Origin of the sequence: Candidatus Laterigemmans baculatus (assembly GCF_010367455.1) — a bacterium.
In the GTDB taxonomy this organism is placed as follows: domain Bacteria; phylum Planctomycetota; class Planctomycetia; order Pirellulales; family Pirellulaceae; genus Laterigemmans; species Laterigemmans baculatus.
The window spans coordinates 75,742-84,295 of record NZ_WRPR01000005.1; the positions used below are offsets into that span (position 1 = coordinate 75,742).

Below are 8,554 nucleotides of genomic sequence, written 5' to 3' on the forward strand. Positions count from 1 at the left end.
GGGGGAGGGCTCGGGAAAAGCTCACTCCTCGATGTCCACATCCACCTTGTCGCGGACTCCGTCGACGAGCTGCTCGGCCCCTTCGGTCAGCTCGGTGGTATCTTGGCGGATCGTTTCGGTTTCGACGTTGAGCGACGCGTCGCCGTCGCCGCTGGAGAACGTCAGCCAGCCGGCGACGAACAGCAGGACGATCAGGGCGAGGCCGACGAGCAGGGCGCGCATGATTGAAAAACTTTCCAGCGGGAGTGAAGACGGACGTTCCAAACGGTTTTCGAAGCCAGCCCCAAAATCGGTCGCATCGGGACGAGCGGCGAATCGGCGAAGGGTTTCTGACCTCGCATCTGTATCTTTCGAGGAACACAATGGTACCGGCAACCTAGGATGAAGGAGTGCGATCGCGCATTCACTCCGCCGCCTCTCCCCGCTTTCCCCCCCGCGACTCGGCTCCTCTGGCTCCTCTCCATGGCACGCTCTCGACTCGGACCGCTGGCGCTCGAATCCAGACTCGGCAGCGACCCGCCGCACAGCAGCGTTTGGCGGGCGATCCACGTCGAGCAGCGGAAGGCGTTGGCGGTCAAAATCTTCACCGTCCCGTTCGGAGGAACCCCCGAAGCGCGGCGTGAATTCGCCCGCGAATGGGAAACGCTCAAGCGTCTGCGACACGGCTCGATCGCCCGCTGCTACGGGGGCGGGTTCGAGGAGAACGACGCCTACTTGGCCTACGAGATCATCGAAGGCGAATCGCTCGCCGATCGGGTCATCCGCCGCCAACGGCTGCCCTGGGAAGTGGTGCTCGACGAGGCCGAACCGCTGGCCGAGGCGCTGGCCCACGCCCATGACCGCCAAGTCATCCACGGTGGCTTGGCGCCGGACAAAATTCGGCTCGCCGGCCTGGCCCCGGCGATCGTCGATTTCCGCGTCGACCGCTACGGTTCGGCCTATCGCTCCCAGCGGCCGCCGAGCCCGTTTGAGCTGGCCTTCCGAGCTCCGGAAGTGCTGGAGAATCCGCGGAACATCTCCGCCAAGAGCGATCTGTATTCGCTCGGCGCGCTCCTTTTTTACGCGCTTTCGGGGCGTCCGCCGGTCCAAGGAGAAACCGCGGCCGAGGTGACTGCCGCAGCCGCTTCGGAAATCCCTCCCAAGGTCGCTTCGCTGGTCTTGGACTGTCCGATCTGGCTCAGCTCGCTGGTCGCCCAGCTGTTGGAAAAAAATCCCGCGGCCCGTCCCCACGGGGCGGCGGCCGTCTCGCTGGCGCTCCGCGAAGTGCGGCGGCGCGCCGCCGAGGGAACCGGCGTGGCCGAACACACTTCGGCCGGCTTCAGTCCGCTGCAGCTGGGCGTGGACAAAGCGGAAGCGCGGGCTCTGCTCGGCCATCTGCCCGAAGAAGAGGAAAAGCCGCCGCACGACGGGACCGCCTTCTACGAACGCGCCTGGTTCCTCTTCGCCTCGTTGCTCGCGCTGCTCGGAGTGATCGCCTGGGTCCTCTGGCCGCTGAACGAATCGCAGCTTCGCGAGGAAGCCGAAGTCTTGATCGCCCAGGGTCACCGCGGGGCGCTCAATCAGGCCAAGGTCCAGTACCTCGAACCGATGCTCCGCCAGTACCCCGACGGCGAACATGCCGCCTGGGCCCAGGACCAGATCGAGCAGATCGAGATGGTCGAAGCCGAACGCCTGCTCGACTTGAAGCTCAGCCGCGGTGCGAAGCTCAGCAGCGAAGGCGAACGGCTCTACGCGGCGGCTCGCCAGTACGAACAATTTGGCGACACGGCCACAGCGCTCGACAAGTACGACAGCCTGATCACGTTGCTCGGCGAGCGGGAAAAGCAGCGGCCGTTCGTCAACCTCGCTCGCCGCCAAATCGCCGCCATCAAGACCCGCGGCGGGCGGATCGACGAAGGGCAACGGATCGTCAGCGAGCGGCTCGCCGAAGCCGACGCGCTGGCCCGCGAGGGCGAGACGATCGAGGCTCGCAAAATCTGGTACAGCATCATCGAACTCTATGAAGACAACCGCGAGATGGCCCCGATGGTGGCCGCCGCCCAAGACCGCCTGGCCCGGATCAGCGCCCCGCCGGCTTCCCGCGATGACCTCCAGCCCTAATCCCCATGAGTAACCGCCAACCCGAATCGCCGCATCGCCCGCACGCGACCGGCGAGCCACCCGTGGTGGCTCGGCTGGTCTCGCCCCCGGCGACCTCGAACGAGCCGCTCGGGCGGTTTGGCCACAACAAAGTCGGGATCCTGGCGACGCTGTTCTTGGTCTCCGGAATCGTCGGCCTGCCGCTGTTGCTGCTCAGCCCCGCCTTTTCCAAACCGGAAAAAGGCTTTTGGACCGTGATGATCATCATCTACACGGCGATCGTGTTCTCACTCTTCGGCGGCTTTCTGCTCTGGGCCTGGAACCAGTTGGCAGGGCTCTGAGTCGCTGTTAGTCGCCTTTCGCTCCGCGAAAGTTGCGTTCCCGATTGTTCAACACGATCAGCCGCCACGCGCTAGCGTCCGGTTATCACGGCGTTTTTCAGAACCGGGGGCTAGCGCCCGGCGGCTGATGAATAATCCGGGCTAGGCGCCCGGCGGCTGATGTCACGGAAACGTGTTCCGCGGCCATCGCCGCCCCTTAGGCGGCGCGGCGGTAGGTCGTCTGCCGCTCGGGCAGGCTGAGGACCATCGGCTGCGAGGCATCGGGGCTGGCGTCCTCGGCGTAGCGGCGGATCGAGCGAGCCAACGACGCTCCCCCCGAGGCTCCGCTGAGTCGTCCGAGGGCTTCGCTCCAGGCGCTCAGGCTCAGCGGCCGGCAGAGGATCGCCACGGCGGCGGCCGTTGCGACCGTGGCCGCTCCTTCCCGCTTCAGCCCGCTCCGCACCGCCTGCATGGCAGCTCCGGCGCGGCGGGCCCCTTCGGCCGGCGCGAGCAGGGTCGGCGAGGCCAGCACGCGGCTTTCGGTGGCGACGCGGCACCGCCACCCGGCGGTCCGCAGGGCACTGGCCCAGAGGTAATCGACGACGCTTGGGGCGGATCCGCTGGGCAACTCGGCGAGGCTCTCCAGCGCCGAACGGCGCCAGAACGAAGCCGCCAAATAAACTCCTTCGATCCCAGCCACGTCGCGCCGCGACGGCTCGGCCGCCCCCGCCGCGATCGCTCGCCGCAGCCCCCGCGAGTCGTCGCGCCATCCGGCCGCGACGATCCGGCCGCCGGAGCAGAGGTCCTGGATCACCGGTGCCACGGCACCCAAATCGGCTTGCTCGAACAGTTCGACCGCCTCGTCCGCCCAGCCGGCCGTGGCCCGCGCTCCGCCATGGAGGATGTGGACCACCCGCCCGAACGCCGCTCGCACCGCGGCTTGGACCAGCGCCACGAGCTCTCCGGAATCCGCGACGACGAAACGCACCTCGTCGCCGAGATCGAACGGATCGCTGTAGCTGCCGTCGTGAGCGACGACCACTTCACTGTGTTCCGGCCGATTTTCCAATACGGAGACCAACGTTGTCTCGAACGCGGCTTCGTCACGGTTGTAAGGCACAATGATTGAGAGCCGACACACGGTTCGAACCTCCAGGGTGTGTCGCCAACCGCAAGGCAATGCCCCTTGCTCGGCCACCGCACTACCAGCGGTGGACCGCGGGGGTGTCCTACGGCTCTGTTAAACGGGCGACCGCATCCGTTACCGGCCGCCAACTCCGTTGCACGCAGTGAAATTCGGACGCATCGCCCCGGAGAGTTGAGACCAAGCTGGTCCCGACGCCGGAAAGGGCGGATAAATGGGCAAACCCCTACGAACCCTTTGCCAAATCGGCAAAACTTGCCACTCACGGTCTCTCTTCCTGAGCCGTAGGCGCTAGCCTCGGGCCTCGCAGCCCCGGGGTTCCCGCTGCGGCACCCGCGGCTAGCGCCGTCGGCTCAGGGTGTACCGACAGAGCGTTAGCCTCGCTGGCGGCTGATTGATCCCTACACTCCACTCCCACGAGCACCTCCTTCCATGCGGTACCGAACCCTCGGCAGCCACGGCCCGTCGGTCTCCGAAATCGGCTTCGGCGGCTGGGCGCTCGGCGGAGAGTGGGGGGCGCAGGACGATGCCGAATCGATCCGGGCGCTCCGCACCGCGGTCGACTGTGGGGTCAACTTCATCGACACCGCCGCGGGCTACGGCGACGGTCGTAGCGAGCGACTGATCGCCCAGCTGCTCGCCAGCCTGCCTCCCTCGGAGCGGCCGCTGGTGGCCACCAAAACACCCCCCTCGGCTGGCCCCTGGCCGCCCAGCCCCCACTGCCGCTGGGAGGACCGCTACGGAGCGGCCTACCTCCGCGACAACGTCGAGCAACGGCTGAGAAACCTGGGCGTCGAGCGTCTCGATCTGCTCCAGCTGCATACCTGGACGCGAGCCTGGAACGACGACCCCCAGCCTCTGCTGGTGCTGCGGCGGTTGCGGGAGGAAGGCAAGCTCGGGCTGATCGGGGTCAGCACCCCGGAGCAGGACCAGAACTGCGTCGTCCAGCTGATGCGGGACGGGCTGGTCGACGTCGTGCAAGTCATCTTCAACCTCTTTCACCAAGAGCCGCTCGCCCAGCTCCTCCCGGTGGCAGCCGAAACCGGGACCGGCGTGATCATCCGCGTGCCGCTCGACGAAGGGGTGCTGAGCGGAAAATACGCCGCCGACCACCGCTTTCCCGAAGACGACTTTCGCCACCGTTATTTCGCGGGCGATCGCCTCCGGCGGGCTGTCCACCGCGTCGCCGCAATCGAAGAGGATCTCCAGCGGCTGGGGCTGGGCGAACCGCTGAGTCTGGTCGACTTGGCCCTCAAATTCGCGCTCGCGCCTCCGCCGGTCAGCACCGTCGTCGTCGGCATGCGAACCGCTGCCCAAGCCCAGCAGAACGCGGCCGCCTCCGAACTGCCGAACTTGACCCCCGAAATGCTCGCCTTGCTCGCACGCCACAACTGGCTCCGCGGAGTCTGGTACGCCGGCAAGTAAGAAGCACTCAGTACTCAGTACTCTCCCTTCACTCGCTCCCCGAATCTCGCTCCCATGTCTCTCGATCATCCGCTCGCCGTCGCCCGCCAGGCTGCCTCCGAAGCTGGCGAAATTCTGATGCGTTACCTCCGCGAAGGAGTCGAGATGCGGAACAAAACGGCCAGCGGAGGTGTCGCTCACGATCTGGTCTCGGACGCCGATCTCGAGTCGGAGCGGCGGATCGGCGAGCTCCTCGGCAACGCCTTTCCCGACCATGAACTGCTCGGCGAAGAGACGCTCGCCGGAGCCCCCGATGCCGAACATTTGTGGATCATCGATCCGCTCGACGGGACCACGAATTACGCCCACGGCCTCCCGCACTTCGCCGTCTCGATCGCCTACTACCACCGCGGCGAGCCCCAGCTGGGTGTGATCTACAACCCGGCTCGCGAGGATTGGTTCGTCGCCCTCCGCGGCTCCGGAGCCACCCACAACGGCCGCTCGGTGCAGGTCACCCCCGCGACGAAGCTCGACGAAGTGCTCGTCGGCTGCGGCTTCTACTACGATCGCGGCGCGATGATGCGAGCCACCCTGGCCTCGATCGAAGAGCTGTTCACCCACCAGATCCACGGGATCCGCCGCTTCGGCACCGCCGCCCTCGATCTCTGCCAAGTCGGTTGCGGTCACTTTGGCGGCTACTTCGAATACCTCCTCTCCCCGTGGGACTTCGCCGCCGGGCGACTGTTCGTCGAGGAAGCCGGAGGGCGAGTGACCACCGCGACCGGCGAGCCGCTGCCGATGCAAAAAACCAGCCTCCTGGCAAGCAACGGCCACCTCCACGAGCCCATCCAAAGCATCGTCGCCAAACACTACGGGCAAGGTTTTTGACCGCTCGCTGCCCGCTACTGGGCAAGTCGCTACTGTTGGAGCCGCCACCGCCGCACCAGCCCGTCGCCGTGCCCGACGAGCCACTCGCCCGACTCGAGAAACCCAATCGCAGTCCCGGCCACGTCGGGAATCCGAACCGCCGCCGCCGGACGCTCGACCGGCCACAGCTGTGCAAAGGGCAGGGGCCCAGCGGCGCTTGTCAAATTCGGTTCAGAGCCGTTTGGCTGTAGGACGCCAGCGAGCCAAGCCCCGTCGGCCGACCAGGTCAGATACCCGCAAGTGGCGCCGGCGAGCGGGAGTCGCTGCTGCTCGTGCCACTGGCCCTCGCGGTAGGCAAACATCACGACCGCTGCGGACCCGGCCTGCTCGCCACCCTCACTCTCACTCGCCTCAGTCTCACTCGCCCCAGTCTCACTCGCCCCAGTCTCACTTGTCGCTCGGCGATGAGCGATAGCCAGCTTCCGGTTGTCCCGAGTGAAGGCGATCGCGGTGACCGGGCCCGCGACCTCCAACTCCGCCAACACTTGCCCTTCTTCGCTGACCGGTCGCAGCGTGACTCGTCCCTCCGCATCCCCCACGGCCAACCCGCGGCCGCTCGGCGAGAGAGCGACGGCAGTCGTGGAAGGTTCGACATACGTCGCGAGCAACTCCTCGGGATTCGCCCCATCGACGATTTCCCACACACTGATCCGCTTGCGGTTCTGGAGCCCCGTTTTCTGAAGCAGCGCAAAGCGACCGGCAGGCGACACGGCGGCTTGCTCGACCGTCACCCAGCCACGGACCGGATTGGTTGCGAGCGAGCCATCGTCGATCGCGACGCGCCCATACCAGGACTCGGCAAGAATCCCCACCGTCTCTCCCGAGTCGCTCAGCAACACCCCCGCGATGCTCCCCCCGTGGCGAACCGCCACCAGCGCGTCGGCGGCGAGACTTCCCTCGCTGAACGGTTCGCCATCGGTCCCATGAGCGTCCCCCCGGGCACTGTCCCCGCTGGCGGCCTTCCACCACGCGGCGGCGTTCCCCTCGGCGGCGGCGTTCCCCTCGGCGACGGCGTTTCGCTCGGCGACAGCGTTTCGCTCGGCGGCATCATTTAGCTCGGCGGCGGGCGGCAGCGTGGCGGCGGCCACTACGACGCGATCCTCCGCGACAAACATGCGAGCCGGTGGTGCCGCCAGCTGAGGATCGATCTCTTCGACCGCCACCGGCGAACGCTCAGGCGAGCCGGAGCGAGAGCCTGCCGACTCTCGCCGGTCCGCCGTCCCCGCGCCGCGGGAAGCGGGAGCGCGATCTGCCTCAGGACCTCCTCCCACCGAAGCTGCTCCGGGCTCGCCGCCCGCCCCGGCGCCCCTCCCAGCCCCGGTGACACCCCCGCGGGGCGCGTCGCCGCCAGGCTCGGAGTCCGCCGGAGTCGCGGGAGCAAGAGTCTTTGGCAATTCGCTCACAATCCGCTGCCAAGGGAGATAGGCATAGAGGGCATAGCCGACGATCGCCACGGCCAGCAATCCACCAAGGGCGAGCAGGATCGCAGCTGGCCCCCGCTCCTGATCCCGACGCCTCTCGGCAGCCGACGCTTCGGGGCTTTCCGGTGGCGACTCCCCCTCGGCACTCTCACCGCTGTCGCTCCAGCGACCGACGGGAGCGCCTCCGCGGTCGGCGATGAGCCGCAAGCGGCGGGCAACCTCGACCGCCGAAGGCCGCTCGGCCGGATTCTTGCGGAGCAGCCGCAGACAAACTTGCTCGAGGTCTCGGGAAACGCCCGTGGCGATCCGCGACGGTGGCTCGGGCTCGCTCTCGAGAATCTTCTGCACCGTCTCTTCGGCCGAGCCCGCGAACGGCAACCGGCCGCTGAGCAGGAGATACAGGATCACTCCCAGGGCATGCATGTCGACCGCCGGCCCGAGCCGCGGCCCAATCCCAAAAGGCCCAGCTCCAACAGACCCGCCGCCAGCGGTGTTTGCCTGGATCTGTTCGGGTGCCTGGTAGGCTGGTGTCGAGCCGCTCCCGATCGAGCTAACTCCAATTGCTTCGCCCGGCGTCGCATCCGCCCGGGGGGGCTGCCGTGGCGTGGAGCCCTTCGGCCGCACGAACAGTTCGGGGCGAGCCAACCCGTAATCGGTCAGCATCGGTTCGAGGCGAGCGTCGAGCAGGATGTTTTGCGGCTTCAGGTCGCCGTGCACGAGCCCCACGCGGTGCATTTCGGCCAGCGCTTCGGCGATCGGCCGCACCAGGACGAGGATCCGGTCAGCCGGCAGCGGCGCATGGCGCGCGATCAGATCGGCGAGCGTCGCTCCGGGCAGCAGAGCCATCACCAGGTAGGGCCGCCCCTGATGCCTGCCGAAATCGTAGACCGGACAGAGATTCGGGTGGGAGAGCGAAGCGGCAAAGCGGGCTTCGCGAGTGAACCGGGCCGTCAGCTCGTCATCGTCCGCCAATGGCTCGGGAACCGTAGCGAACTTCAGCGCCACTGGCCGGTCGAGCCGCTCATCGACCGCCTCGTAGACCGTTCCGGTGGCTCCACTGCCGAGCGTTTTGACGATCCGGTAGCGACCGATCCGCTCCCCCGCTTCGAAGTGTCTCTCTCGATTCATGCCTGGATTGTATCAGCCGCCACGTGCGACGCCGGATCGCTAGCTGGACAGCGCCACTTTGGATTGGTTCGGAGCAGGACGGCTCGCGGAAAAATCGTTTAACGGCAAGCCGAAGGCGACTGCTTTTTAAA

General features: G+C 67.1%; 7 protein-coding genes. 4 read left to right on the forward strand and 3 right to left on the reverse strand.

From position 1 onward, the window contains the following. Positions 1-21 precede the first annotated feature (21 nt). Positions 22-222, reverse strand: coding sequence for a hypothetical protein (locus GNK13_RS00780; RefSeq protein WP_164100524.1), 201 nt, complete (start codon positions 220-222; stop codon positions 22-24). A gap of 240 nt (positions 223-462) precedes the next feature. Between GNK13_RS00780 and GNK13_RS00785 the strand changes: the two genes are divergently transcribed. Together GNK13_RS00785 and GNK13_RS00790 are read left to right on the forward strand one after the other, a co-directional pair. Further along, on the forward strand, positions 463-2,100 hold the full coding sequence (locus GNK13_RS00785) for a serine/threonine-protein kinase (RefSeq protein WP_164100525.1): 1,638 nt from the start codon (positions 463-465) through the stop codon (positions 2,098-2,100). A 5-nt stretch (positions 2,101-2,105) separates the two neighbouring features. After that, the gene (locus GNK13_RS00790) at positions 2,106-2,420 is read left to right on the forward strand and encodes a hypothetical protein (RefSeq protein WP_164100526.1); all 315 of its coding nucleotides are present in this window, start codon (positions 2,106-2,108) and stop codon (positions 2,418-2,420) included. A 196-nt stretch (positions 2,421-2,616) separates the two neighbouring features. On the opposite strand, the gene GNK13_RS00795 is transcribed toward GNK13_RS00790, so the two are convergent. Beyond that, positions 2,617-3,540, reverse strand: a complete 924-nt coding sequence (locus GNK13_RS00795) for a glycosyltransferase family 2 protein (RefSeq protein ID WP_164100527.1) — start codon at positions 3,538-3,540, stop codon at positions 2,617-2,619. A gap of 435 nt (positions 3,541-3,975) precedes the next feature. Between GNK13_RS00795 and GNK13_RS00800 the strand changes: the two genes are divergently transcribed. After that, entirely contained in the window at positions 3,976-4,968 is a 993-nt protein-coding gene (locus GNK13_RS00800; RefSeq protein WP_164100528.1) for an aldo/keto reductase, read from the forward strand. A 54-nt stretch (positions 4,969-5,022) separates the two neighbouring features. Then, positions 5,023-5,835: an inositol monophosphatase family protein gene (locus GNK13_RS00805; RefSeq protein ID WP_164100529.1), complete on the forward strand. Its 813-nt coding sequence runs from the start codon at positions 5,023-5,025 to the stop codon at positions 5,833-5,835. Positions 5,836-5,864: 29 nt separating this feature from the next. On the opposite strand, the gene GNK13_RS00810 is transcribed toward GNK13_RS00805, so the two are convergent. Then, positions 5,865-8,423 (reverse strand): WD40 repeat domain-containing serine/threonine protein kinase, encoded by a 2,559-nt coding sequence (locus tag GNK13_RS00810; RefSeq protein WP_164100530.1) that lies wholly within the window; start codon positions 8,421-8,423, stop codon positions 5,865-5,867. Positions 8,424-8,554: the final 131 nt, after the last annotated feature.

Excerpts from the sequence above, each read along its gene's own strand:
- GNK13_RS00805 (WP_164100529.1), top strand. The coding sequence starts at position 5,023 with ATGTCTCTCGATCATCCGCTCGCCGTCGCCCGCCAGGCTGCCTCCGAA.
- GNK13_RS00780 (WP_164100524.1), bottom strand. The coding sequence starts at position 222 with ATGCGCGCCCTGCTCGTCGGCCTCGCCCTGATCGTCCTGCTGTTCGTC.
- GNK13_RS00800 (WP_164100528.1), top strand. The coding sequence starts at position 3,976 with ATGCGGTACCGAACCCTCGGCAGCCACGGCCCGTCGGTCTCCGAAATC.
- GNK13_RS00790 (WP_164100526.1), top strand. The coding sequence starts at position 2,106 with ATGAGTAACCGCCAACCCGAATCGCCGCATCGCCCGCACGCGACCGGC.
- GNK13_RS00785 (WP_164100525.1), top strand. The coding sequence starts at position 463 with ATGGCACGCTCTCGACTCGGACCGCTGGCGCTCGAATCCAGACTCGGC.
- GNK13_RS00810 (WP_164100530.1), bottom strand. The coding sequence starts at position 8,423 with ATGAATCGAGAGAGACACTTCGAAGCGGGGGAGCGGATCGGTCGCTAC.